We start from the raw sequence: 22,135 nt of genomic DNA on the forward strand, positions 1-22,135 counted from the left end.
CCTATCAGACCACAATTTGAAGTGGTCAGACCGCCTTGGGCGGCCACGCCCCCACTTGGTTGAGCATGCCGAACCAATCCTCCAGGTGCCAGGTGCGCAACACGCGGTCGGCCGACAGCTGGTGGAACTCGTGGATGGCGATGGCGATCGGCTTGCCGGTCGGGGCGACGCCGAAGAACTCGCCGAGGTGCGTGCCGGTGATGCGCGCGCGCACGGCGGCGCGGCCGTCGCGCCCGAAGACGTCGAGGATGGTGATCTTCACGTCCGGGAAGGCGGTGGTGAACAGGGCGATCACCGGCTTCATGCCCGCCAGGCCGGGCTGCTGATTCGGGCCGAGCGGGATGTCGTCCCAATCGACGGCCAGCGCCTGGTCGAGCAGGTCCGGATTCTTGTCGTTGAAGGCGCCATAGAGGTTTTCGATGGCTTGCTGCTGGGCCTTGGTCAGGCCGTTGTCTTGCATGGTCATGATGTGCTTTCGGTTCGGTTGAGTGACCCGGCCACTGTAGCAACGCCGGCGACACAACTCCAATCGATAATGGATATGCGGTATCATCCATGCCATGGATTTACATGGCATCGACCTCAATCTGCTCGTCGCCTTCGACGCCCTCATCTGCGAACGCAACGTGACGCGCGCCGGCGTGCGCATCGGCCGCACGCAGCCGGCCATGAGCGCCGCGCTGGCGCGCTTGCGGCTGCTGCTGAAGGACGAGCTGTTCGTGCGCAGCGCCAGCGGACTGCAGCCGACGCCGCGCGCGCTGGAACTGGCCGCGCCGCTGGGCGAGGCGCTGGCCGCCATCCAGCGCACGCTGGACTTTACGCAAGCGTTCGACCCGCTGGCATCGACCTTGCGCCTGACGCTGGGACTGTCGGATCATCCGGCCTTCGTCGTGCTGCCGCCGCTGCTCGAGCGGCTGGCGCTGGTGGCGCCGGGCGTGACCTTGCGGGTGCGCGCCTTCACCGCGCGCGAGGACGCGCTGGCGCTGCTCGATGCCGGCGAGGTCGACGCCGCCATCGGCGTCCTGGGCGGCAGCACGCCGCGCATCCCCACGCTGCCGCTGTTCGAGGAACGCTTCGTCTGCGTGGCGCGCAAGGACCATCCGCTGGCGAAAAACAAATCCCTGTCGCTGGACGCTTTTCTGTCGGGGCGGCACCTGCTGGTGTCGCCGGAGGGCGACGGCGTCGGCCACGTGGACGTGCGGCTGGCGCAGCTGGGCCGCAAGCGCGACATCGCCGTCGCGCTGCCGCAGATGTACGCGGCGCCGGCCATCGTCGCCGGCGGCGACCTGCTGGCCACGCTGATGGCGGGCGTGGTGCGCGCCAGCGGCCTGGCCGGCGCGCTGGCCGTGCTGCCGCCGCCGCCCGAGCTCGATCTGGCGCCGGTGCCCTTCGTGCTGCACTGGCACCGCCGCAACGACGCCCATCCGGCCCAGCGTTGGCTGCGCGGGCAGGTTGCGCAGGTGTGCGCCGCATTCGGCCGCTAAATATCGTTCCGCGCGCGCGGCGAAAGCGGACACTTCGGCTACACTAGCTGGCATATTCCCAGCCGCCTTCGCCCATGCCAGAGAAGAACCTGCCCGAACTGATCACCCTGAAACGTCTGATCGACGAAGGCGGACGCCATCTGGAAGTGGGCACGCCGTGCACGGTGGCCATGGACGGCCGCCAATTTCCCGTCTACACGATCGCGCTGGGCAATCCGAGCCCGGACGTGCCGGCGCTGGGCTTGTTCGGCGGCATCCACGGTCTGGAACGCATCGGCACGCAAGTGATCCTGTCGTTCCTGGAAAGCCTGCTGGCGCGGCTGCGCTGGGACAGCACCCTGCACCAGCAACTCGAATCGATGCGGCTGGTGTTCATGCCGCTGGTCAATCCGGGCGGCATGTGGCAGGCCACGCGCTGCAATCCGCAGGGCGTGGACCTGATGCGCAACGCGCCGCTGAGCGCGGTGGAAAAAGTGCCGTTCATGCTGGGCGGCCAGCGCTACAGCCACCGTCTGCCGTGGTACCGCGGCGTGGCCGGCGCGCCGATGGAGCCGGAAAGCCAGGCCGTCTGCGACCTGGTCACGCGCGAGCTGCTGACGCGCCAGTTCAGCATGGCGCTGGACTGCCACTCGGGCTTCGGCCTGCGCGACCGCATCTGGTTTCCGCACGCCCACACGGCCACGCCGATCCCGCACCTGGCCGACATCGGCGCGCTGGAGGAGCTCTTCAGCCAGAGCTATCCCAACCACAACTACGTGTTCGAGCCGCAAAGCCGCCAGTACCGCACCCACGGCGACCTGTGGGATTACCTCTACCTCAACGGCACCACCGGCAGCGACCGCGTGTTCCTGCCGCTGACCTTGGAGATGGGCTCGTGGCTGTGGGTGAAGAAAAATCCGCGCCAGATCTTCGACCGCGTCGCCTTCTTCAATCCGACGGCGGCGCACCGGCTGCAGCGGGTGCTGCGGCGCCACCTGGTGTGGTTCGACTTCCTGATGCGGGCCGCCAACAGCCACGGCCGCTGGACGCCGGAAGGCCTGGCGCGCAAGGTGCAGCACCGGCGCGCGCTGTCGCAGTGGTATCACATATGAGCACCTCGATGAGCACCCCGATGAGCACCCCGATGAGCGCCCCGGGCGGCACCTGGGTTTTGCTACGCGGCCTGATGCGCGAACAGCGCCATTGGGGGCGTTTCCCCGGCCAGCTGGCCGAGACGGTGGCCGGCGCCGACGTCGTCACGCCCGACCTGCCGGGCAACGGCGTGCGGCACGCGCTGCGCAGCCCGACGACGGTGGCGCGGATGGTGGCGTTCTGCCGCCAGGATTTGCTGGAGCGCGGCTTGCGCCCGCCCTACTCGCTGCTGGCGCTGTCGCTGGGCGGCATGGTGGCGGTGGAATGGGCCAGCCGCCATCCCGACGAGCTGACGCGCTGCGTGTTGATCAACACCAGCATGCGCCCGCACAGCCGCTTCCACCAGCGGCTGCGCTGGCGAAACTATCCGGCCATCATCAGGCAACTGCTCGACGGCGGCGTCGAACAGCAGGAACGGCTGATCCTGCGCCTGACCAGCCGCCACGGCGACGCCGCCGAACGCGCCGGCCTGCTGAACCGCTGGCTGGGCTACCAGCGCGAGTTTCCCGTCACGCGCGCCAACGCGCTGCGCCAGTTGTGGTCGGCCGCGCGCTACCGCGCCCCGCTCGCGCGCCCCACGATGCCGCTGCTGATATTAAGCAGCGCCGGCGACCAGCTGGTCGATCCCGGCTGCTCGCGCCGGCTGGCCGCCGCGTGGCGGGCCGAGCACCGCGAGCATCCCGACGCCGGCCACGACTTGCCGCTGGACGACGGCGCCTGGGTCGCCGACCACATCGAGAAATGGCTGGCCGCCGGCCAAGCCGGGTAAAATAACGCCCCTATGACCTCGACCACCCCGGCCAAGGCGTGCCGGACGGACTGCGGCGCGTGCTGCATCGCGCCTTCGATCACCAGCCCGATCCCCGGTATGCCCGACGGAAAACCGGCGGGCGTCCGCTGCGTGCAGCTGGCGGACGACAACCGTTGCAGCATCTTCGGCAAGCCGGAGCGGCCCGCCTTCTGCGGCGGGCTGCAGCCGTCGGAAGAGATGTGCGGCGCCAACCGCGAGCAGGCCATCCGCTGGCTGGACGACCTGGAACGCGCCACCCGCCCGGACTAGCCGCTCAGCTTCCCTGGCGGGACTTGAAGGCCGGAATGAACAAGTCCGACCACACCGCCGGCACGGTCTTGATGGTGCGCGCCTTGCCCATGAAGGCGACATATTCCATCAGACCGTTGGGTGTGGTCGTGAAGCGCGTGTCGGGGTCGTCCAGCATGCGCTCGACCTCGGCCACGCTCATCTTAACCTTGGACACGCGCAGGAAGATTTCCGCGGCGCCCTTGCGGTTGGCGGCGATGTAGGCGTTGGCCTCCTCCTGCGCGGCCATGAAGGCCTGCACCAGCTTCGGATTGCTCTGCGTGAAGTGCTTCGGCGCGAAGACCACATCCAGCGTGATATTGCCCAGCAAATCGGTCGAACTGAGCACGCGCTTGATTTTCGGATCGGCCACTTCCTGGTAGGAGAACGGCGGCGACGTGAAATGCGCGGTCACTTCGGTTTTCCCGGACAACAAGGCACCGACCGCGTCCGGGTGGCTCAGGCTGACCGTCATCGGATCGAGCTTGGCGTAATTCTCCGGCCCCAGGGTCTTGGCGGCGGCCATTTGCAGCACCACCGCCGACAGCGAGGTCTTGATGCCGGGCACGGCGATCTTGTCACGCGGCGTGAAATCCTTGAGCGATTTGATCGCCGGGTTATTGGTGTTGAGCCACAGCGCCGACGTGCTCAGCGCGCCCAGCGCCGTCACCTCCGAGCGCGGGATGCCCTGCGCCTTGGACCACAGCGTCAGGAAGCCCGGCGCGCCCGTGCCGGCGATATCGAGATTGCCGGCCAACATGGCGTCGTTGATGACGTTACCGCCGTCCAAGGTCAGCCACGCGGTGGCGACCGTGCCCAGGCCCATCTTTTGCGCGTGCTTCTCCACCAGCTTCTGCTCGCGGATGACCATCAGCGGCAGGTACAGAATGCCGTAGCCGTGCGAAATGCGCACCGTGGACGCCTCGGCGCGGGCGGCCGGCGCCAGGCTCGAGAGGGTGAATGCGGCCAGCGCGGCGGCGGCGATGAAGGTACGTCGTGTCATGTCTTGTCTCCTGTTTTTTTAATGTATGTTGCAGCGGAATCAGTGCTGCATGCCCCAACGGCGGATGGTGCGCTTTTCGATCGTGGCGAAGACCAGGTTTTCCACCACCAGGCCGATGATGATCACAAAGAACAGGCCGGAAAACACGTTGGCGGTTTCCATCTGGTTGCGGTTCTCGAAGATGTACCAGCCCAGGCCGCCGCTTCCCGACGACACCCCGAACACCAGCTCGGCGGCGATCAGCGTGCGCCAGGCGAACGCCCAGCCCACCTTCAAGCCCGTCAGGATGCTGGGGAAGGCGGCCGGAATCAGGATGGACCGGACCAGCGAGAAGCCCTTGAGGCCGTAATTGCGCCCGACCATGCGCAGCGTGGCCGAGACGGCGCGGAAACCGCCGTGCGTGTTCAGCGCGACGGCCCACAGCACCGAATGGACCAGCACGAAAATAATGCTGCCGGTGCCGAGCCCGAACCAGATCAGCGCCAGCGGCAACAGCGCGATCGCCGGCAGCGGGTTGAACATCGAGGTCAGGGTCTCGAGCAAATCGGTGCCGATGCGCGAACCGATGGCCACCGTCGTCAGCAGCGCCGCCAGGCCGATGCCGATGCCGTAGCCGACCAGCAGCGTTTGCATCGACGCCGCGGCGCGCTCGATCAGCACGCCGCTGGCGATGCCGTCGGCAAACGCGGCGACGGTCTGCAAGAAGCTCGGGAACAGCAAGGGATTGCCCAGCCAGCGGCCGTAGAGCTCCCAGATCAGCGCCAGCGCGGCCAGGATCACCGTCTTGCGCAGCCACGACTGGCGGTACAGGGTTTCGAACGGCGACAGCGGCCGCAATACCTGCGTGGTCTCGGGGGCCTGGGTGTCGCGCACGTATTCGGGGCGCACATGGGGCCGGGCGCCCGGCTTGAGTGGGGATAGCGTCGTCATCATGGCCTCTCAGTGTGCGAACAGCATGTCGTTGATGCGGGTTTCGAGTTGCGCCTGGCTGGCGGTGCCCAGCTCGTCGGCGGGCACGCTGTTGAGCTCGGCCTTGACCTGCCCCGGATGCGGCGACAGCAACAGGATGCGGTTGCCGATGCGGATCGCTTCCTCGATCGAGTGGGTCACGAACAGCACGGTGAAGCGGGTGTCGTCCCACAGGCGCAGCAATTCATCCTGCATCTTGCGGCGCGTCAGCGCGTCCAGCGCGGCGAACGGCTCGTCCATCAGCAGCACGTCCGGCTCCATCGCCATGCCGCGCGCGATCGACACGCGCTGCTTCATGCCGCCCGACAGCATGTGCGGATAGCTGTCGATGAATTTGGCCAGGCCGACCTTCTCGATGTAGTATTCCGCGCGCTCGGCCGCCGCCGCGCCCTTGAGCCGCCCGCTGGCGCGCAACGCGAACTCGACATTCTCGCGCACGGTTTTCCAGGGCAGCAGCTGGTCGAATTCCTGGAACACCATCATGCGGTCGGGGCCCGGTTCGCTGACGGTGCGGCCCTTGAGGCGGATGGTGCCGTGGGCCGGCTCGAGGTAGCCGCCGATCGCCTTGAGCAGGGTCGACTTGCCGCATCCGGACGGCCCGAGCAGCACGTAGCGGTCGGACGGATAGACGTTGAAGCTGACCTGGCGCGTCGCCGTCACCAGGTGTTCGGCCGTCTTGTATTGCAGGGTAACGTTGTCGATTTCGAGCAGCGGCGTGGCTGCGCCATCGCCCGCCTCGTTAGGGGGATTGTGTTGCATCGCGGGTCTCCGTTAATATCTTTTTATGGAATCCTGATTATAATTACCGTACCTGTAGCGAACCTGACCTGACCGGACGGCCCAACGTGCGCATCCTCGTGATAGAAGACTCGATCGATGTCGCCGATGCGGTATGCGCCCATCTGGCGGCGCTCGGCCACAGCGTCGACCGCGACGCCGACGGCGCCAGCGCCGCCGCCAAGGTGGTCGCCGACCATTACGACCTGCTGATCCTCGATGTCATGCTGCCCGGCGTGGACGGCTTCGAACTGCTGCGCCGGGTGCGCGCCGCCGGCCTGCGCACGCAAATATTGATGCTCACCGCGTGCGCCGAGATCGAGGAGCGGGTGCGCGCGCTCGACCTGGGCGCCGACGACTATTTGATCAAGCCGTTCGACTTCCGCGAGCTCGAGGCCCGCATCCGCGCGCTGCTGCGCCGCGTCGGCGGCGACTCGACCAACCTGCTCACCTACGGCAACGTCACGCTCGACCGCAAGAGCCGCGCCGCCCGGCTCAACGACGTCCCGCTCGATCTCACGCGGCGCGAGGTGACGCTGCTCGAAATCATCATCGCGCGGCCGGGCCGCATCTTCGGCAAGGACGAGCTGATCGAGAAGCTGTTCAGCCTGGACGACAACCCGAACGCCAACACGGTGGAGCAGCACATGGCCCGCCTGCGCAAGAAACTCAGCGGCGCCGACTTCGAGATCCGCACGTTGCGGGGACTGGGCTACCAGGCCGTGCGGCCATGACGGCGCCGAGCCGCTCGCTTTACGCGCGTCTGGCGCTGCGGGTGGGCTTGGTGCTGGCGGTCAGCGGCCTGCTGCTGATCACGGCCATCGTGATGTCGACCCGGCTCGCCGCGCGCGACGTCTACGACCGCCTGCTGATCGGCGCCGCCTTGCAGATGGCCGAACACACCTGGTACGAAAACGGCAAGGTCAACGTCGACGCGCCGATCTCGTCGCTGTCGATGCTCAGCGCCGGCGACCAGACGTTCTACGCCGTGCGCGATCCGGCCGGCAGGATCGTCGCCGGCGACGCCGAGTTCCAGCCGCCGATACCGTGGAAACAACTGGAGGACGGCCCGGTGGTCATGCAGGGCAACCACCTGGGCCTGCCCGTCAGCATCGCCTTCGTCGGCCGGCGCATGCCGGTGGCCGGCGCCAATCCGTGGGCCGTGATCATGCTGGCGCACACCAACAACGCGCGCAACTCGTTCGCCGACAAGCTGGGGACCGACGCCACCGTGCTGGTCGCCGCCGCAGCGCTGCTGACCTTGTTCGCCGCGCTGTTCACGCTGCACCAGGCGCTGGCCCCGCTCAAGCAGATCGTCGGCGCCATCGGGCGGCGCGACCTCAACGACCTGGCGCCGTTCACCGAGCGCGTGCCGGCCGAGATTTACCCGCTGGTGAAGTCGCTCAACGAGTTCGTCGAACGGCTGTCGCGGCACCGCGCGGTGATGCGGCGCGTCATCGGCGACGCCGCGCACCAGCTGCGCACCCCGGTGGCGGCCTTGCTGTCGCAGATGGAAATGCTGTCGAGCGCGCGCAGCGACGGCGACGGCGACAAGCATCTGTCGCGGCTCGGCGAACTGACCAGGCAACTGGGCGCGCTGGTCAATCAGCTGATCAACCATGCGATGGTGCAACACCGGGCCGGCTCGGTGCCGTTGCAGCGGATCGACCTGGCGCGCCTGGCACGCGACGAAATGAGCGAGATGCTGGCGGCCCACGCCAACCGCATGCTCGACCTGGCGTTCAGCGCGCCGGACCAGCCGTGCGCCGTGATCGGCGATCCGGTCACGCTGCGCGAGGCGCTCAGGAACGTGCTGGCCAACGCGCTCGAGTACGGCGCGCCCGGCTTGCTCCATGTCGAGATCGGCGCCGAGGGGACGGACTGGGAATTGCGCGTCATCGACGACGGCCCCGGCATCCCCGCGCCGGACCAGCAACGGCTGCGCCGGCCGTTCGCCGCGCGCACCGGCAACCGCCCCGGCGCCAGCCTGGGCCTGTCGATCGTCGAGGAGGTCGCGCGCGCCCACCAGGGCGAGTTGCGTTTCGGCCGCGACGCCGGCGGCCGCTTCGTCGTCGCCCTCAGCTTGCCCGCCGCGCGCGGCGACACGCCGGCCGCGTCCCCGAGCGGCGCCGGCGGACAACCCTGACGCGCGACGCCGGCGTTCGCTCGTCCGTCAGGAAACAGCCGTTGCCAAGGAACCCGGCGCCGCCCCCGCTGTCCAATCGTACGTGCCTTGCCGCGAAGGAGAAGGCTCACCCACATGCGAGCGGCGCACCCCATGGACCAGAGAAAAGAGAACCAATACGCAGCCCGCATCATTTTGCTGGTCGCACCCAACGGCGATATCCTCAGTTGGGACCGCCAAAGCGCCGCCGGGTTCGGCTGGGCGGACGGCGAGGCGAAAAATATCGCCGATCTGCTGGCGCCGGAAGCCCGGGGCGAATGGCGCCGCGACGCCGCCACGCTGCTGGCGGAGGGCGGCGAGCGGACCGTCGACATCGTCGCCGCCGGCGCGCCGCCGCGCCGCGCCCACCTGCGCCTGTGGCCGCTGCACGCGCCCGACGGCACACCGGCCGGCTGCGCCGTCGACATCCTCGCCGCCGCCCAGGGCGCCGGGCGCAAGGCCGACCTGATCGGCGCCATACCGCTCAGGTCGGTCATCAAACTGTTCCCGGGAGCCTTTTATGTGATCGACTGCGACGGCCACTTCGTGCTGTGGAACAGCAACCTGGAGCGCATGACCGAGCTGTCCGCCTGCCAGCTCGAACGCATCCACGTGTGCCAGCTGTTCGGCGAGGCGGACCGCGCGCGGGTCGAGGACAGCCTGCGCGCCGTGCTCGAGGACAACCAGGAGGTGTTGATCGAGGCCAACTTCGTCAGCCCCAGCGGCAAGCCCAGCACGTTTTTGATGTCGGGCACGCGCATCCGCTGCGACGGCGAGTACTACCTCTGCGGCGCCGGCCTGGACGTGACGCGCCGCCATCAGCAGGAGAACCTGCTGCGCCTGCGCGAGCGCGCGCTGCACGCGGCCAGCAACGGCATCATCATCAGCCGCTGCGCCGGCAAGGACAATCCGATCGAATACGTCAACCCGGCCTTCGAACGCATCACCGGCTACCGCGCGCAGGAGGTGCTGGGCCGCGACTCGCGCTTCATGGGCGCGCCGGGACTGGACCAGGACGCCCGCACGCAGCTGCGCGAGGCCATCTGCGAGCGGCGCCAGGCCAATGTGATCTTCCGCAACCTGCGCAAGGACGGCACGCTGTTCTGGAACGAACTCACCATCACGCCGGTGCACGACGAGGCCGGCGTGGTCACGCACTACATCGGCGTCATCAACGACGTCACCGCCGTCAAGCAGCGCACCTCGCACCTGGAGCACCGCGTCAACCACGATCCGCTGACCGGGCTGGCCAACCGCAACCTGTTGTGGGACCGGCTCGAGCAGGCGCTGCACGTGGCCCAGCGCAACAAGACGCTGGTGGCGACGATGCTGATCGACCTCAACAAATTCAAGTTGATCAACGACACCTTCGGCCACGAGGCCGGCGACGTGGTGCTGACCTCGGTCGCCAAGCGCATGGAGGCGTCGGTGCGCGACAGCGACACCGTCGCCCGGCTCAGCGGCGACGAGTTCGTGCTGGTGCTGGCCAACCAGCCGTCGCTGCGCTACACGCTGCGCATGCTCGACCGGCTGCGCGAGGCGCTGCAAGTGCCGGTCGCCTTCGACAGCAGCGAGATCGCCGTCGGCGCGGCCGTCGGCGTGAGCATCTACCCGCACGACGGCAGCTCGCCGGTGGACCTGGTCAAGGCGGCCGACATCGCCATGTACCACGCCAAGTCGTCCGGCAAGAGCGACGTGCACTTCTATTCGGCGGACATGAAATCGTCGTCCGACGCCAAGCACAAGATGGAAACCGACATGCGCGCCGGGCTCGACAACGACGAGTTCTTTCTGCTGTTCCAGCCGCGCCTGTGCACGCACACGGAGCGCTATCCCAGCGTCGAGGCGCTGCTGCGCTGGCGCCACCCCGAACTGGGCGTGTTGACGCCGATCTCCTTCCTGGCCGAGGCCGAGGAAAACGGCATGGTGCGGCCGATCGGCGCGCGCGTGCTCGATCTGGCGGTCCAGTTTTTGCGCGACATGCGCGCCGACGGCTTCGTCGACTTGCGCGTGTCGGTCAATGTCGGCTACCGGGAGATCAGCCAGCAAAACTACATCGCCAACATCCAGCGGCGGCTGACGGACGCCGACGTGCCGGCCGACCGCCTCGAGCTGGAGGTCAACGAGAAGAACCTGGTGCGCAACCTGCAGCTGAGCCGCGACGTCACGCGGCAAATGCACGACGCCGGCATCAAGCTGTCCATCGACGAGTTCGGCAACGGCATGACCAGCTTGAGCAACCTGCCCGCGCTGGGGGCCTCGCACCTGAAATTGAACAAGGCGGCCGTCGGCGCGATTTCCCAGGACGGCGACCATGGCATCTTGGCCACCATGCTGATCGACGTCGGCCACGACCTGCGCATCCAGGTGGTGGGCACCGGCGTGGAGACGGAGCTGCAAGCGGCGTTCCTGCGCGAGAACGGCTGCGACGAACTGCAGGGCAGCTTCATCAGCAGCCCGCTGGCGCCCGGCGCGCTCAAACAGTTGCTCGCGGCCACCCGCCGCCGTTAGCGCAGCGCCATTTGCGCCAACAGCTCCACGAGCTGCGCATACACGCGCGCGTACCAGCGCGAACGCGGCGCCGGCGCGCGCGCGCCTGCCCGCCGCCGGGCAACATTGGAATGGGGGATGGTGGACTGTGACATGGCTGACTCCTCAATGTATCGTGGCCGCCGTCATCAATAAATCTTATTCATGGAAGTTCTGCGGCGTATGGGGTATATTTTCATCCCGCATGCACGTGCGATCAAACGAGTTATTTTCGATTGATGCATAAGAAAAACTTAGCCTCAGGATGTCATGAACAAACCGTTGCGCTCCCTTTCCGGGCTGGTGGACTTCGATTGCGCCGCGCGCTGGGGCAGCTTCAAGCTGGCCGCGCAGGAGCTGCACAAGACGCCGGCGGCGATCAGCCTGCAGGTCAAGCAGCTCGAGGAGACGCTCGGCTTCGAGCTGTTCGTCCGCCATCCGCGCCACATCGCGCTGACCGAAAAGGGCCAGGAACTGGCCGCGACGGTGCGCCGCCTGCTCGGCGAGCTGCGCGCCAAGGTCGAGGCGCTGCGGGGCGGCGACGAGGAAAAGATCCTGCGCATCTCGACCACCCACTCGCTGGCGATCAAATGGCTGGTGCAGCGCATCGACCGCTTCACCAAGCTGTATCCGGAGCTCGACATCCGCATCGACTCGACCGACCGGCTGGTCGACCTCGCCGACGACAACACCGACGTCGCGCTGCGCATCTCCACCATCGACAACGATGATCCCGATTTCCTGTTCCACATCCGGCTGGTGGCCGTCTACAGCCCGTCGCTGCTGGCGCCGGGTGCGCCGGAGCTGACGGCGGCCGACCTGACCCGCTTTCCGCTGCTGTACGAGGACTCGACCGACAACTGGATCAGCATGCTGCGCGATCACGGCCTGCTCAAGGGCAAGTACGACTTCTCGCGCTCGTACACCAACGCGGCGGTGCTGGTGCAGGCGGCGCTGGCCGGCCACGGCGTCGGCCTGACGCACTACACCATCGCCTACGAGGACATCCGCAGCGGCGCGCTGAAGATGATCCCCGGCTTCACCGCCAAATACGGCCGCGGCTACCGGCTGCTGGTCAATCCTGCCAAGCGCGGGCTGAGCAAGATCGGCCACTTCAGCGCCTGGCTCGGCGCCGAGATCGCGGAGATGGAACGGTCATTCGATTGACGGCGCGATGGGAATGGGCTACCTTTTGCCGGGTCTCCATCTCCGGGCGCAGCGCATGACCGCACCATTCCGTGCAGCACTTCCTTGTTTCGCCATCGCCCTGCTGGCCGCGCAGCCGACGGCGGCCATGGCGGCGGAGCCGTCCAAGGGAACGCTGCGCTTCGTGCAAAAGATCGAGGACGCGCCGGGCCAGTCCCGACCGCGCAAGGCCGGCTTCCAGGAGGGGCTGGGCAACGCGCTGGCCAAGCAGCTGCGCATGAAGGTGCGCTTTATCGGCCTGCCGCGCAAACGCATGATGAGCGCGCTCGAATCGGGCGAGGGCGACATCGTGTGCGGCTACCTGCCGGCCTGGTTCCAGGGCGACGTCGCCTGGAGCCGCACCTTCATCCCCACCTCGGAAGTGCTGATCGCCTCGCCACGGGTGCCGGCGCCGACGTCGATCGAGTCGGTGCGCGGCAAAACCGTGGGCACCGTGCTCGGCTTCCACTACCCCGACATCGAGCAGGCGCTGGGCGCGGACTTCCTGCGCGACGACGCGCCGTCGCTGAACCTGACGGTGCGCAAATGGCAGGCCGGCCGCTTCGACTACTTCCTCACCACGGGCCAATCGATCGACAAGCAATTCCCCCACGGCGAGCTGGCGGGCGGCTACAGCCTGCTGGTGGTCAGCGAGGTCAAGAGCGGTTGCGCGGTCTCGCGCAAGGGCAACGTCACCGTGGCCGAGGTCAGCGCCGCGCTCGACGCGCTGGAAAAAAACGGCGAAATGGCGCGGCTGCTGCGCCTGCGCTGAGCGGATTTCGTTGCACCGCAGCAAGGCGCCCGGCCGCCTGGTTTTCATCCCGCACGGCCATGCGGGGACTCGGCGTCCCCGTCGTACCCGCCGGGTACGACCCCTACGTGGCGGCGCCGGCGTCCCCGCAAAAGCTGGCGGGGCTGGGGGGCAACGCCTTTTTATGCCGCGACGCACCAATCCACATTACGCTTGAGTTAGATTACGAAAAGACAACCCCGGAACATGGTAAGCTTCGACCCCGGCGGCACGCACTTCGCGGCACTCCCTCAAACTCCCTCGCGTAAATACTTAATTCATGGATATTGTTCTCGCACTAAAAGCCATCATCATGGGCCTCGTGGAAGGTTTCACGGAATTCCTGCCGATCTCCTCCACGGGCCACCTGATCCTCACCGAGCACCTGCTGGGCTTCGCCGGGATGGAAGACAAAATCAACGTGTTCGAGATCGTGATCCAGGCCGGCGCCATGCTGGCCGTGATGTGGGAATACCGCGCCCGCATCGGCGCCGTCATGACCGGCATCTTCAGCGACCGCAAGCAGCAACGCTTCGCCCTGAACGTGCTGATCGCGTTCCTGCCGGCCGCCGTGCTGGGCCTGTTGTTCGGCCAAAGCATCAAGCAAAAGCTGTTCGCGCCGATTCCGGTGGCGCTGGCCTTCATCATCGGCGGCTTCATCATCCTGTGGGTGGAAAAGCGCGCCAAGGACAATCCGCGCGCCGCGCGCATCGACTCGGTCGACGACCTGACGCCGCTCGACGCCCTCAAGATCGGCCTGGCCCAGTCGTTCGCGCTGATCCCCGGCACCAGCCGCTCGGGCGCGACCATCATGGGCAGCATGATGTTCGGCCTGTCGCGCAAGGTCGCCACCGAGTTTTCGTTCTTCCTGGCCATTCCGACCTTGCTCGGCGCCACCTTCTATTCGCTGTACAAGGACCGCGCGCTGCTGTCGGCGGCCGACTTGCCGTTCTTCACGGTCGGCACCGTGGCCGCGTTCATCTCGGCCTTCCTGTGCGTGCGTTGGCTGCTGCGCTACATCAGCTCACATACCTTCACAGTCTTTGCGTGGTATCGCATCGTTTTCGGCCTGATCGTGCTCGTCACCGGTTATTATGGCGTTATCGTCTGGGCCGACTAACACCTTCTGTTGTAGAAACGAGCTGTAAAAAATGATTCATCAGGAAACAAACGAGCGCGCGCTCCATCTGCTGCAAACCGTCTTCGGTTATCCGGCCTTCCGCGGCCAGCAGGCCGAAATCGTCGGCCACGTCAGCGGCGGCGGCGACGCGCTGGTCCTGATGCCGACCGGCGGCGGCAAGTCGCTGTGCTATCAAATTCCGGCGCTGGTGCGCGACGGCGTCGGCGTGGTCGTCTCGCCGCTGATCGCGCTGATGCAGGACCAGGTCGACGCGCTGGCCGAGGTCGGCGTGCGCGCCGCCTTCCTGAACTCCACCCAAACCTACGAGGAATCGCAGCGCATCGAGCGCCTGGTGCGCACCGGCGAGATCGACCTGGTCTACGTCGCCCCCGAGCGGCTGATGACCGAGCGCTGCCTCAATCTGTTCCAGGCGTCGAAGATCGCGCTGTTCGCCATCGACGAGGCGCACTGCGTCTCGCAATGGGGGCACGACTTCCGGCCCGAGTACATCAAGCTGTCGGTGCTGCACGAGCAATTCCCCGACGTGCCGCGCATCGCGCTGACGGCCACCGCCGACCCGCAAACGCGCGCCGAGATCGTCCACCGCCTGCAGCTGGGCGACGCCGCGCAGTTCGTGTCGTCGTTCGACCGCCCCAACATCCGCTACCAGATCGTCGAAAAGGCCAACGGCCGCAAGCAGCTGCTCGACTTCATCACCACCGAGCACGGCGGCGACTGCGGCATCGTCTATTGCCTGTCGCGCAAGAAGGTCGAGGAGACCGCCGAGTTCCTCAACGAAAACGGCGTGCGCGCGATGGCCTACCACGCCGGCATGGACCACGCCAAGCGCGCGGCCAACCAGGCCAAGTTCCTGCGCGAAGAAAACATCGTCATGTGCGCCACGATCGCCTTCGGCATGGGCATCGACAAGCCGGACGTGCGCTTCGTGTGCCACCTGGACCTGCCCAAAAGCATCGAGGGCTACTACCAGGAGACCGGCCGGGCCGGCCGCGACGGCGCCCCCGCCAGCGCCTGGATGGCCTACGGCCTGCAGGACGTGGTGCTGCAGCGGCGCATGATCGACGAATCGGAGGCCGACGAAACCTTCAAGCGCGTGCTGGGCAACAAGCTCGACGCGATGCTGGGCCTGTGCGAGACGCTCAGCTGCCGGCGCGTGCGCCTGCTCGACTACTTCGGCGAGCGCTCCGGCCCGTGCGGCAACTGCGACACCTGCCTGATCCCGCCGGTGTCGTTCGACGGCACGGTGCCGGTACAAAAGCTGCTGTCGGCCGTGTACCGGGTCGACCAGCGCTTCGCGGCCGGCCACGTGATCGAGGTGCTGCGCGGGGTCGAGACGGAACGCATCAAGACCTGGCACCACGATTCACTGTCGGTGTTCGGCATCGGCGCCGACCGCAGCGAGCAGGAATGGCGCGCGATCCTGCGCCAGGCCATCGCGCTGGGACTGGTGACAGTCGACCACGAGTCATACAGCTCGCTCAAGCTGACCGACGCCGCCCGTCCGGTGCTCAAGGGGGGGCAGAAGGTGCAGCTGCGCCAGTACCAGAAACCGGTCAAGCAGAAAAGCGCAGGCCGCAGCGCCAAGGGCTACGTGGAAAGCGACCTGTCGACCAGCGAGCAAGCCATCTTCGACAAGCTGCGCTGGTGGCGGGTGGAGACGGCGCGCGCGCACGACGTGGCCGCGTACATCATCTTCAACGACGCCACGTTGCGCGAAATCGCCAAGGCGCGTCCGACCACGTTGTCTGACCTGCGCGGCATCTCCGGTGTCGGCGAGAAGAAACTGGCGTCCTACGGCGACGAGATCGTCGCCATGATCAGCGAAATGGAGTAGGCATGCATCCGTCGGCGGTTTTTCATCGTTCGCTCGCGCAGTTGTGCGCCATGTTGGGCAAGATCGAGGCCGACCCGGACGGCGCCGGCGTGCTGTCGGCGCGGCTGCACGAGGACATGCTGCCGTTCGCGCAGCATGTGCGGGCGACCGCCAATTTCGCGCTGCGCGGCTGCTGCCCGCTGGCCGGGGTGGAGGTGGTCAGCTTCAACGGCGACGAGACCTCGTACGCCGCGCTGCAGTGGCAGATCGTCGAGACGATGCGCTTCATCGCCGACATCCCGCCGGCGCAATTCAACGGACCGGCGGACCGCATCTGCCGCGACCGCGCGGGGTTCGCCGACCTGGCCTTGCCGGCCGATGAATATCTGAATTTGTATATCCTGCCGAATTTCTATTTTCACCTCAGCATGGTGTACGCGATCGCGCGCAGCCGCGGGGTGGCGATCGGCAAGGGCGATTTCGACGGGTATCACATTTACGCACCGGGGTTTTCGTTCGAAAAACCCGCATAGCCAGGCGAGCCGGCGGGGTCGTACCCCGTACGGGGTACGACCCCTAATCGACGGCGCAAGCACCGCGGCGAAACGTGGTTGGGGTTGAAAACCTAAGCCAAGGCGCTCCGATACCGACTAGGCGGCGCCCCCACGCTGTCGCGGAACCGGTGGCTGAAATGACTTAAATCCGCATACCCGCAGGCGTCGGCGATCTGCTGCAATGGCTGGCTGGTCGTCTTCAACAAGCGCCGCGCGTGCTCGATGCGCCGCTGCGCCACCCACGCCGACGGCGGCATGCCGAACGAAATCCGGAACATCCGCGCCAGGTGATACTCCGACATGCACGCCAGCTCCGCCAGCATCCCCAGCGAAATCTGCCGCGCCAGATTGGCCTCGATGAAATCGGCCAGCCTGCGCCGCACCGCCGGCGCCAAGCCGCCGCGCACCCGCTGCTGCGGCTTTGGCATCGATTGCGACAGCAGCAAATGGCTCAACGTCTCGTGCGTCACCTCGTTGGCGCGCAGCAGCGCGTCCGGCCCGTCCCACGACATCGCCGCCAGCCCCTCGCACAATGGCCCGATGCGCTCATGCTCGAAATACGTGCGGTCGGCCAGGGTCAGCTCGCGCGGCTCGCGATCCAGCTCCACCACCGCGCGCCGCGTGAAATGCTCGGGCAAAAAGTAGACGTGCATGAAGCGCAGCGGTCCGCGCACCATCCAACTCGACTCGTGCCAGTCCGGCAGCGTGCAAAGCCGCTTCGGCGCGCCGTAAAGACCCGGCAGCTCCCCGCGCTCGGTGCGATAGCCGCCGCCCATGTAGTACGACAGCGTATGGTGGCCCGGCTTGTTGTAGCTGGTCTCGGCGATCTCGGTGTCGCGCCGCCAGATGGCGACCGCCAGATCGTCGCCCAGCCAGGCGAAGCGCTCCAGCTGCGCGTCCGTCTCCGACATCGTCCTGAACACGGCGTGCGAAATGAGCCCGTCCGGCGCGCGGGCGGGGGATGCGGAGTCGAGGAGGGGGCGGGCTGTCATGATGCATAAAGTCTAGCATGGGCCGATGCCATTGCCGCACCGCCGCATCGAAATGCGCAATTTCAGACAAGCGGCCGGCACCCGTGATCCGGCATGCTGGCGGCATGAATATCTTCCTTTACCTCCTCACCGTCCTGATCTGGGGAACCACCTGGATCGCCATCACCTTCCAACTGGGCGTGGTGCCGGCGCCGGTGTCGATCGCCTACCGCTTCTGGCTCGCGGCCGCCGTGCTGATGGCCTTCCTGCTGATCGCCCGCAAGCCGTGGTGGCCGCCGCGCCAGGCCTGGCCCTACCTGTTCGCGCAGGGGATCGCGCTGTTTTGCCTGAACTTCCTGTGCTTCTACTACGCCAGCCAGTGGGTCACCAGCGGGCTGGAAGCGGTGGTGTTTTCCACCGCGCCGCTGTGGAACGCCATCAACGGCCGCATCTTCCTCGGCCGCCCGATACGGCGCCAGGTGATGATGGGCGCCCTGCTCGGCCTGGGCGGCATCGTGCTGCTGTTCGCGCCGCAGATGGCCGGTCACTGGAACGATAGCAAGGTGCTGTTCGGCCTCGCGCTGACCTTGGGCGGCACGCTGTGCTTCTCGTGCGGGAACCTGCTGTCGAGCCGCATGCAGTCGCTCGGGCTGACGCCTTGGCTGACCAACACCTGGGCCATGCTGATCGGCTCGACGACCCTGGGCGTGGCCGCCTTCGCGATGGGCATGCCGTTCGCGCTCGATCCGTCGCAGCGCTATCTGGGCGCGCTGCTGTACCTGGCCATTCCCGGTTCGGTGATCGGCTTCACCGCCTATTTGATGCTGGTCGGCCGCATAGGACCGGACCGCGCGGCCTATTCCACGGTATTATTCCCCATCGTGGCGTTGACCATTTCGACCATTTACGAGGGCTACCACTGGACGCCGTTGGCCTTGAGCGGGCTGGCGTTGGTGTTGGCGGGGAACCTGCTGGCGTTTCTGCCGCTGGCGCCGCGCGCCAAACAGTTGGAGGCCGCATAACCCGGGGGATGCATGACCAGCAGGGCTTATTTCGCAGGACTGGCACTATTGACGATGGCGTCGGCGCATGGTGCCGCGCTTAGTGCCGAAACACCCGCCGATACCGTCTACCGCAACGGCTATGTCTACACGGTGGACGCCAACGACAGCGTGCGGCAGGCGCTGGCGGTGCGCGCCGGCCGCATCGTCTACGTCGGCGACAACGCCGGCGCCCGGGCGCGGACCGGCAAGGCCACCAAGGTCATCGACCTCAAAGGCCGCATGCTGATGCCCGGCCTGATCGACGGCCACATGCATCCGCAATCGGGCGGCAGCCGCCTGCTCAATTGCAGCCTGAATTACGAGGCCCTGACGGTGCCCCAGTTCCAGTCGCGCATCCAGGCCTGCCTCGACAAGGATAAAAAATCCTCACCGGACCGTTGGCTGGTGGTCGTCAACTGGTTCCAGCAAGGGATGCTGCCGGACGGCGTGCAAACCAGCGCCGCCACGCTCGACGCGCTCAAGACCGACCGCCCCGTCATCGTGCGCTCGTCCTTCGGCCACTCGGTGCAGCTCAATTCCAAGGGGATCAAACTGGCCGGCATCACGCGCGACACCAAGGATCCGGCCGGCGGCAAAATCACCCGCGACGCCGGCGGCGACGCCACCGGCCTGCTGGAGGACGCCGCGCAGGACATGGCCATGAACCTGCTGCCGCCGCTGACGGTGGCAGAGAACCTGGCCGCCTCCAGCGCCGCGCTGGCGGCGATGCGCAAGCAGGGCATCACCTCCTTCCTGGACGCCTACACCGATCCGGAGACGATGACCGCGTTCACCGACCTGCACAAGCAAGGCAAGCTGACCGCGCGCGCCCACTTCGCGGTGCTGATCGATCTGGACAAGGGCGCCACGCCGCAAAGCGCCGTCGCCGAGCTGCTCAAGCAGCAGAAGCAGTTCGACCAGGGGCCGACCACGGTGGCGCCGTCGATGCAGGTGCGCCACGCCAAACTGTTCATGGACGGCGTGATCTCCGCGCCCGCCTTCACCGGCGCCATGCTGGAGCCGTATCTGGTCAACAAGGGCACGGCCGAAAAGCCGGACTGGCAGCCCGGCCCCAGCGCGGGACCGGCCAGCTACTTCACGCAGGACGCCCTCAAGACCACGCTGACCGAGTTGGCCAACGCCCGCATCGATCCGCACATCCACGTCGACGGCGACCGCGCGGTGCGCGAAACGCTGGACGCGATCGAATACCTGCGCTCGACGCCGGCCGGCAAGGACGTGCGGCCCGCCCTGGCGCACGACGAAATCGTCGCCCCGGCCGACTACCCGCGCTTCGCCAGGCTGGATGTGACGCCGGTGCTGTCGTTCCAGTGGGCCAAACCGGCGCCCGACACCGTCGGCGCGCTGCGGGACTATATGGGACCGGCGCGCTACGCCACCGTCGAACCGCAAGCCGTGCTGCTCAACGCCGGCGCCCGCATCGCCTATGGCAGCGACTGGCCGGTCGATCCGCTGGACGAATGGTTCGCGCTCAAGGTGGGCGTGACGCGCACCGCCGCCCCCGACGCCGGCAAGGAATACGCCGGCCGTCTCGGTGCGCAGCCCGGCATGCCGCGCGCCGCCGTGCTGCGCGCCATCACCATGAACGCGGCCTACACGCTGCGCCAGGAGGCGCTGACCGGCTCCCTGGAAGTGGGCAAGCTGGCCGACATGATCGTCCTGGACCGGAATTTCTTCACCATTCCGGAAGAGGACATCGCCAACATCAAGGTGCTGCAGACGGTCGTGGGCGGCAAAATCGTGTATCAGGCCGGGGGCATGCGTTAAGATATCGGCCTCACCCATATCGGCCTCACACGCCAGCACCCGGACAGACTCGCCATGCAATTCGCCATCTCCCTGTTGATCATCGTCGCCACCGCGCTGGTGGTCTACGCGATCATCAAGACCAATCCCGCCAAGCCGATGGTGCTGCCGCCGCTGCCGGCCACGCCGTACGAGCCGAAACTGCCGGACGCGCCGGCGGCGCTGCACTGGTCCGACGATGGCCGCTTCCTGGTCGAAGTGGTCAACGAATCGCGCTACCAGAACACGCTGAAGGAACTGGCCGGCGACCATGGCGAGCAGCCGGCCAAGGTGCCGTACCTGGCGACGCTGGTGCCGGACGACGCCAATCCGTACGAAAGCGCGGCCGTCGCCGTGTTCCTCGATGGCCGCATGACGGGCTACCTGTCGCCGAAGGCCTCGCTGGCCTTCCGCGCCAACCTGAAACGCGAGGAAATCCCGGATCAAATCACCACCTGCGACGCCCAGGTGCGTGGCGGCGGCGTGTGGAAGAACGGCCGCCTGGCCTATGTCGTCGTGCTGGATATGGAAACGCTGGAGTCGTGATGAAGGCACTGGCCGCACTGATACTGGCGATGGCGGGCGGCGCGGCGGCCGGCCAGACCCTGATCGTCCACTACAGCGAGCGGCAGGGAGTGCACTATACCAATCCGCAAGGCCAGCTGGCCGGGGACGCGGCCAAGCCGGTGACCGACGCCCTGGCCGCCGCCGGCATCGCCTACGAAATCCGCCGCACGCCGGCCAAGCGCCAGCTGGTGCTGCTGAACGAGAACAGCGAGCCGGCCTGCATGATGAGCTGGGTCGACATGCCGGGCCGCGACAGCAGGGGAAAATTCTCGGACGTGATCTATCGCGGCGAATACGAACGCCGCCTCTGGTGCACGAAGATGGTGCCGGACGATGTGATCAAGCGCTTCAACGCGGCGCTGGCCCGGCAGCCCAAATAACTACTTCTTGGTGAAGACCAGGTCCCACACGCCGTGGCCCAATTTGAGGCCGCGGTTTTCAAACTTGGTCAGCGGACGATAGGCCGGCTGCGGCGCGTAGCCGTCGGCGGTGTTCTGCAAGCCCTCTTCGGCGCCCAGCACTTCCAGCATCTGCACCGCGTAGTCTTCCCAGTCGGTCGCGCAGTGCAGGTAGCCGCCCACGGCCAGCTTTTGCACCAGCAGCTTGACGAACGGCGCCTGGATCAGGCGGCGCTTGTTGTGGCGCGCCTTGTGCCACGGGTCCGGGAAGAAGATATGCACGCCGTGCAGCGAGCCGTCCGGGATCATCTGGTTCAACACCTCGACCGCGTCGTGCTGGATGGCCTTCAGGTTGGTCAGGCCCTGCTCGTCGATCAGTTTGAGCAGGCTGCCCACGCCCGGCGTGTGCACCTCGACGCCGATGAAGTCCTTCTCCGGCATGGCGGCGGCGATGTGCGCCGTGGTGCCGCCCATGCCGAAGCCGATTTCCAGCACCACCGGCGCCTTGCGGCCGAACGCCTGCTCGTAGTCGAGCGGCGCCTTGGTGTAGCCGATCATGAACTTCGGCCCCTGCTCTTCCAGCGCGCGCGCCTGCGCGGTCGACAGCCGGCCGGCGCGGGTGACGAAGCTGCGGATGCGGTGTTCGGTCGGGTCGTAGAGCATCGGCCGCGCCGGGCCGTCTTTAGGGGTTTCGGAAGACATGTTGGGAAGCTGGTGGATAAGCTGATAAAT

Annotated in this window: 23 protein-coding genes; 16 read left to right on the forward strand and 7 right to left on the reverse strand. The window is 67.0% G+C overall.

Annotation, left to right across the window (positions count from 1 at the left end):
* Positions 1-25: 25 nt before the first annotated feature.
* A complete protein-coding gene (locus JOD97_RS27720; protein ID WP_209725693.1) occupies positions 26-466 on the reverse strand; it encodes an ester cyclase in 441 nt (146 codons plus the stop codon).
* Positions 467-560: 94 nt separating this feature from the next.
* Between JOD97_RS27720 and JOD97_RS27725 the strand changes: the two genes are divergently transcribed.
* The 4 genes from JOD97_RS27725 to JOD97_RS27740 all read left to right on the forward strand — a co-directional run bounded on the left by JOD97_RS27725 (position 561) and on the right by JOD97_RS27740 (position 3,675).
* Positions 561-1,484, forward strand: a complete 924-nt coding sequence (locus tag JOD97_RS27725; protein ID WP_209725695.1) for a LysR family transcriptional regulator — start codon at positions 561-563, stop codon at positions 1,482-1,484.
* Positions 1,485-1,558: 74 nt separating this feature from the next.
* Complete coding sequence (locus tag JOD97_RS27730) at positions 1,559-2,575, forward strand: M14 family zinc carboxypeptidase (protein ID WP_209725697.1); 1,017 nt, start codon at positions 1,559-1,561, stop codon at positions 2,573-2,575.
* Entirely contained in the window at positions 2,572-3,384 is an 813-nt protein-coding gene (locus tag JOD97_RS27735) for an alpha/beta fold hydrolase (RefSeq protein WP_229264768.1), read from the forward strand. The genes JOD97_RS27730 and JOD97_RS27735 overlap by 4 nt, the downstream gene beginning before the upstream one ends.
* A 12-nt stretch (positions 3,385-3,396) precedes the next feature.
* Complete coding sequence (locus JOD97_RS27740; protein ID WP_209725698.1) at positions 3,397-3,675, forward strand: YkgJ family cysteine cluster protein; 279 nt, start codon at positions 3,397-3,399, stop codon at positions 3,673-3,675.
* 4 nt (positions 3,676-3,679) lie between these two features.
* Here the strand turns inward: JOD97_RS27740 and JOD97_RS27745 are convergent, their stop codons facing one another.
* The 3 genes from JOD97_RS27745 to JOD97_RS27755 are packed head-to-tail and all read right to left on the reverse strand — an operon-like array spanning position 3,680 to position 6,424.
* Complete coding sequence (locus JOD97_RS27745; RefSeq protein ID WP_209725700.1) at positions 3,680-4,696, reverse strand: ABC transporter substrate-binding protein; 1,017 nt, start codon at positions 4,694-4,696, stop codon at positions 3,680-3,682.
* A gap of 39 nt (positions 4,697-4,735) precedes the next feature.
* Entirely contained in the window at positions 4,736-5,629 is an 894-nt protein-coding gene (locus tag JOD97_RS27750) for an ABC transporter permease (protein ID WP_209725702.1), read from the reverse strand.
* A 6-nt stretch (positions 5,630-5,635) separates the two neighbouring features.
* On the reverse strand, positions 5,636-6,424 hold the full coding sequence (locus JOD97_RS27755; protein WP_209725704.1) for an ABC transporter ATP-binding protein: 789 nt from the start codon (positions 6,422-6,424) through the stop codon (positions 5,636-5,638).
* A gap of 86 nt (positions 6,425-6,510) precedes the next feature.
* Here JOD97_RS27755 and JOD97_RS27760 point away from each other — a divergent pair, with 86 nt between their 5' ends.
* The 3 genes from JOD97_RS27760 to JOD97_RS27770 all read left to right on the forward strand — a co-directional run bounded on the left by JOD97_RS27760 (position 6,511) and on the right by JOD97_RS27770 (position 11,117).
* Positions 6,511-7,176, forward strand: coding sequence for a response regulator transcription factor (locus JOD97_RS27760; RefSeq protein ID WP_209725706.1), 666 nt, complete (start codon positions 6,511-6,513; stop codon positions 7,174-7,176).
* Positions 7,173-8,588 (forward strand): sensor histidine kinase, encoded by a 1,416-nt coding sequence (locus JOD97_RS27765; protein WP_209725708.1) that lies wholly within the window; start codon positions 7,173-7,175, stop codon positions 8,586-8,588. Before JOD97_RS27760 ends, JOD97_RS27765 begins: the two co-directional genes overlap by 4 nt.
* Before the next feature lie 132 nt (positions 8,589-8,720).
* Complete coding sequence (locus JOD97_RS27770) at positions 8,721-11,117, forward strand: bifunctional diguanylate cyclase/phosphodiesterase (RefSeq protein ID WP_209725709.1); 2,397 nt, start codon at positions 8,721-8,723, stop codon at positions 11,115-11,117.
* Here the strand turns inward: JOD97_RS27770 and JOD97_RS27775 are convergent.
* The gene (locus JOD97_RS27775; RefSeq protein WP_209725712.1) at positions 11,114-11,251 is read right to left on the reverse strand and encodes a hypothetical protein; all 138 of its coding nucleotides are present in this window, start codon (positions 11,249-11,251) and stop codon (positions 11,114-11,116) included. The two genes, JOD97_RS27770 and JOD97_RS27775, sit on opposite strands and share 4 nt — an antisense overlap.
* Positions 11,252-11,405: 154 nt before the next feature.
* Here JOD97_RS27775 and JOD97_RS27780 point away from each other — a divergent pair, with 154 nt between their 5' ends.
* The 5 genes from JOD97_RS27780 (at position 11,406) to JOD97_RS27800 (ending at position 16,597) form a co-directional block, all read left to right on the forward strand.
* Positions 11,406-12,302 carry a LysR substrate-binding domain-containing protein gene (locus JOD97_RS27780; RefSeq protein WP_209725714.1) on the forward strand — a complete coding sequence of 299 codons (897 nt, stop codon included), beginning with the start codon at positions 11,406-11,408 and terminating at the stop codon, positions 12,300-12,302.
* A gap of 55 nt (positions 12,303-12,357) precedes the next feature.
* Positions 12,358-13,092, forward strand: a complete 735-nt coding sequence (locus JOD97_RS27785; protein ID WP_209725716.1) for an ABC transporter substrate-binding protein — start codon at positions 12,358-12,360, stop codon at positions 13,090-13,092.
* Positions 13,093-13,390: 298 nt separating this feature from the next.
* Complete coding sequence (locus tag JOD97_RS27790; RefSeq protein WP_209725718.1) at positions 13,391-14,230, forward strand: undecaprenyl-diphosphate phosphatase; 840 nt, start codon at positions 13,391-13,393, stop codon at positions 14,228-14,230.
* A gap of 31 nt (positions 14,231-14,261) precedes the next feature.
* Positions 14,262-16,085 carry a DNA helicase RecQ gene (recQ, locus tag JOD97_RS27795; RefSeq protein WP_209725720.1) on the forward strand — a complete coding sequence of 608 codons (1,824 nt, stop codon included), beginning with the start codon at positions 14,262-14,264 and terminating at the stop codon, positions 16,083-16,085.
* 2 nt (positions 16,086-16,087) lie between these two features.
* A complete protein-coding gene (locus JOD97_RS27800) occupies positions 16,088-16,597 on the forward strand; it encodes a DUF1993 domain-containing protein (RefSeq protein ID WP_209725722.1) in 510 nt (169 codons plus the stop codon).
* Between the two features lie 92 nt (positions 16,598-16,689).
* Here the strand turns inward: JOD97_RS27800 and JOD97_RS27805 are convergent, their stop codons facing one another.
* Positions 16,690-17,610 (reverse strand): AraC family transcriptional regulator, encoded by a 921-nt coding sequence (locus JOD97_RS27805; protein WP_209725724.1) that lies wholly within the window; start codon positions 17,608-17,610, stop codon positions 16,690-16,692.
* Between the two features lie 104 nt (positions 17,611-17,714).
* Here JOD97_RS27805 and JOD97_RS27810 point away from each other — a divergent pair, with 104 nt between their 5' ends.
* Genes JOD97_RS27810 through JOD97_RS27825 form a run of 4 tightly spaced genes read left to right on the forward strand, consistent with a single transcriptional unit; the run spans position 17,715 to position 21,385 of the window.
* On the forward strand, positions 17,715-18,611 hold the full coding sequence (locus JOD97_RS27810; RefSeq protein ID WP_209725726.1) for a DMT family transporter: 897 nt from the start codon (positions 17,715-17,717) through the stop codon (positions 18,609-18,611).
* Positions 18,612-18,623: 12 nt separating this feature from the next.
* On the forward strand, positions 18,624-20,420 hold the full coding sequence (locus tag JOD97_RS27815) for an amidohydrolase (RefSeq protein ID WP_209725728.1): 1,797 nt from the start codon (positions 18,624-18,626) through the stop codon (positions 20,418-20,420).
* 54 nt (positions 20,421-20,474) lie between these two features.
* Positions 20,475-20,984, forward strand: a complete 510-nt coding sequence (locus tag JOD97_RS27820) for a hypothetical protein (RefSeq protein ID WP_209725730.1) — start codon at positions 20,475-20,477, stop codon at positions 20,982-20,984.
* The gene (locus tag JOD97_RS27825) at positions 20,984-21,385 is read left to right on the forward strand and encodes a hypothetical protein (protein WP_209725731.1); all 402 of its coding nucleotides are present in this window, start codon (positions 20,984-20,986) and stop codon (positions 21,383-21,385) included. The genes JOD97_RS27820 and JOD97_RS27825 overlap by 1 nt, the downstream gene beginning before the upstream one ends.
* Here the strand turns inward: JOD97_RS27825 and trmB are convergent, their stop codons facing one another.
* Positions 21,386-22,066, reverse strand: a complete 681-nt coding sequence (gene trmB, locus JOD97_RS27830) for a tRNA (guanosine(46)-N7)-methyltransferase TrmB (RefSeq protein ID WP_209725888.1) — start codon at positions 22,064-22,066, stop codon at positions 21,386-21,388.
* Positions 22,067-22,135: the final 69 nt, after the last annotated feature.

This window comes from Duganella sp. 1411, from assembly GCF_017833525.1.
GTDB lineage: Bacteria > Pseudomonadota > Gammaproteobacteria > Burkholderiales > Burkholderiaceae_D > Rugamonas.

What these genes read in the sequence shown, in the direction of transcription:
- JOD97_RS27720 (WP_209725693.1), bottom strand. Translation starts at nt 466, where the DNA reads ATGACCATGCAAGACAACGGCCTGACCAAGGCCCAGCAGCAAGCCATC.
- JOD97_RS27725 (WP_209725695.1), top strand. Translation starts at nt 561, where the DNA reads ATGGATTTACATGGCATCGACCTCAATCTGCTCGTCGCCTTCGACGCC.
- JOD97_RS27730 (WP_209725697.1), top strand. Translation starts at nt 1,559, where the DNA reads ATGCCAGAGAAGAACCTGCCCGAACTGATCACCCTGAAACGTCTGATC.
- JOD97_RS27735 (WP_229264768.1), top strand. Translation starts at nt 2,572, where the DNA reads ATGAGCACCTCGATGAGCACCCCGATGAGCACCCCGATGAGCGCCCCG.
- JOD97_RS27740 (WP_209725698.1), top strand. Translation starts at nt 3,397, where the DNA reads ATGACCTCGACCACCCCGGCCAAGGCGTGCCGGACGGACTGCGGCGCG.
- JOD97_RS27745 (WP_209725700.1), bottom strand. Translation starts at nt 4,696, where the DNA reads ATGACACGACGTACCTTCATCGCCGCCGCCGCGCTGGCCGCATTCACC.
- JOD97_RS27750 (WP_209725702.1), bottom strand. Translation starts at nt 5,629, where the DNA reads ATGATGACGACGCTATCCCCACTCAAGCCGGGCGCCCGGCCCCATGTG.
- JOD97_RS27755 (WP_209725704.1), bottom strand. Translation starts at nt 6,424, where the DNA reads ATGCAACACAATCCCCCTAACGAGGCGGGCGATGGCGCAGCCACGCCG.
- JOD97_RS27765 (WP_209725708.1), top strand. Translation starts at nt 7,173, where the DNA reads ATGACGGCGCCGAGCCGCTCGCTTTACGCGCGTCTGGCGCTGCGGGTG.
- JOD97_RS27770 (WP_209725709.1), top strand. Translation starts at nt 8,721, where the DNA reads ATGGACCAGAGAAAAGAGAACCAATACGCAGCCCGCATCATTTTGCTG.
- JOD97_RS27775 (WP_209725712.1), bottom strand. Translation starts at nt 11,251, where the DNA reads ATGTCACAGTCCACCATCCCCCATTCCAATGTTGCCCGGCGGCGGGCA.
- JOD97_RS27780 (WP_209725714.1), top strand. Translation starts at nt 11,406, where the DNA reads ATGAACAAACCGTTGCGCTCCCTTTCCGGGCTGGTGGACTTCGATTGC.
- JOD97_RS27785 (WP_209725716.1), top strand. Translation starts at nt 12,358, where the DNA reads ATGACCGCACCATTCCGTGCAGCACTTCCTTGTTTCGCCATCGCCCTG.
- JOD97_RS27790 (WP_209725718.1), top strand. Translation starts at nt 13,391, where the DNA reads ATGGATATTGTTCTCGCACTAAAAGCCATCATCATGGGCCTCGTGGAA.
- recQ (WP_209725720.1), top strand. Translation starts at nt 14,262, where the DNA reads ATGATTCATCAGGAAACAAACGAGCGCGCGCTCCATCTGCTGCAAACC.
- JOD97_RS27800 (WP_209725722.1), top strand. Translation starts at nt 16,088, where the DNA reads ATGCATCCGTCGGCGGTTTTTCATCGTTCGCTCGCGCAGTTGTGCGCC.
- JOD97_RS27805 (WP_209725724.1), bottom strand. Translation starts at nt 17,610, where the DNA reads ATGACAGCCCGCCCCCTCCTCGACTCCGCATCCCCCGCCCGCGCGCCG.
- JOD97_RS27810 (WP_209725726.1), top strand. Translation starts at nt 17,715, where the DNA reads ATGAATATCTTCCTTTACCTCCTCACCGTCCTGATCTGGGGAACCACC.
- JOD97_RS27815 (WP_209725728.1), top strand. Translation starts at nt 18,624, where the DNA reads ATGACCAGCAGGGCTTATTTCGCAGGACTGGCACTATTGACGATGGCG.
- JOD97_RS27820 (WP_209725730.1), top strand. Translation starts at nt 20,475, where the DNA reads ATGCAATTCGCCATCTCCCTGTTGATCATCGTCGCCACCGCGCTGGTG.
- JOD97_RS27825 (WP_209725731.1), top strand. Translation starts at nt 20,984, where the DNA reads ATGAAGGCACTGGCCGCACTGATACTGGCGATGGCGGGCGGCGCGGCG.
- trmB (WP_209725888.1), bottom strand. Translation starts at nt 22,066, where the DNA reads ATGCTCTACGACCCGACCGAACACCGCATCCGCAGCTTCGTCACCCGC.